Source organism: Streptomyces sp. NPDC127092, assembly GCF_042722475.1.
Lineage (GTDB): Bacteria > Actinomycetota > Actinomycetes > Streptomycetales > Streptomycetaceae > Streptomyces.
Genome location: NZ_JBHXFE010000125.1, coordinates 1,097 through 1,855, shown reverse-complemented (window position 1 = coordinate 1,855; position 759 = coordinate 1,097). Strand labels below are relative to the sequence as shown.

At 63.8% G+C, this 759-nt stretch carries 2 protein-coding genes; both read left to right on the top strand.

The window, feature by feature from the left end:
* Window positions 1-142 precede the first annotated feature (142 nt).
* On the top strand, window positions 143-478 hold the full coding sequence (locus ACFWJO_RS37820; protein ID WP_268788729.1) for an NAD(P) transhydrogenase subunit alpha: 336 nt from the start codon (window positions 143-145) through the stop codon (window positions 476-478).
* The coding region (locus ACFWJO_RS37815) for an NAD(P)(+) transhydrogenase (Re/Si-specific) subunit beta (RefSeq protein ID WP_386872667.1) at window positions 478-759 on the top strand (282 nt) is incomplete at its 3' end. The genes ACFWJO_RS37820 and ACFWJO_RS37815, both read left to right, overlap by 1 nt.

Below are 759 nucleotides of genomic sequence, written 5' to 3'. Positions count from 1 at the left end.
CACTTTTCAGAACGCTCGCGACGCCGCTGGCGGTGTTCCTCGACCATGTGATGGTGCCCCGGCGGGCGTATGGCTTCGTCGACCTGTCCCAGGAACTCTACGACGACACCGATGTTCGTCCGGACACCAAGGCGGCAGTCTGATGTATACCGAATTGTTGGCGAACATCGCGATCCTGGTGCTGTCCGGGTTCGTCGGGTTCGCGGTGATCTCCAAGGTCCCGAACACGTTGCACACCCCGCTGATGTCGGGCACGAACGCCATCCACGGCATCGTCGTGCTCGGCGCGCTGGTGGTGCTCGGCAAGGTCGAGAACCCGCCGTGGGGTCTGCAGGTGATCCTGTTCGTGGCCCTGGTGTTCGGAACGATCAACGTGGTCGGTGGTTTCGTGGTCACCGACCGGATGCTGGCGATGTTCAAGTCCAAGCCCACCGCCCCCGCCGCCCCTGTTGCTGTTGAGAAGGGTGGGGACAAGTAATGGAATACCTCGTCAACGTTCTGTACATCGTGGCGTTCGCGATGTTCATCTACGGTCTGATGGGCCTGACCGGCCCGAAGACCGCGGTCCGCGGCAACCAGATCGCCGCGGTCGGGATGGGTGTCGCCGTGGTCGCCACGTTGATCGCGATCCGGGACACCTCCAACTGGGTGCTGATCGTCGCCGGTCTGGTGATCGGTGTGGTGCTGGGGGTGCCGCCGGCGTTGCGGACGAAGATGACCGCGATGCCGCAGCTGGTGGCCCTGTTCAACGGGGTCGGT

Coding starts and splice junctions, on each gene's coding strand:
- ACFWJO_RS37820 (WP_268788729.1), top strand. CDS start 143: ATGTATACCGAATTGTTGGCGAACATCGCGATCCTGGTGCTGTCCGGG.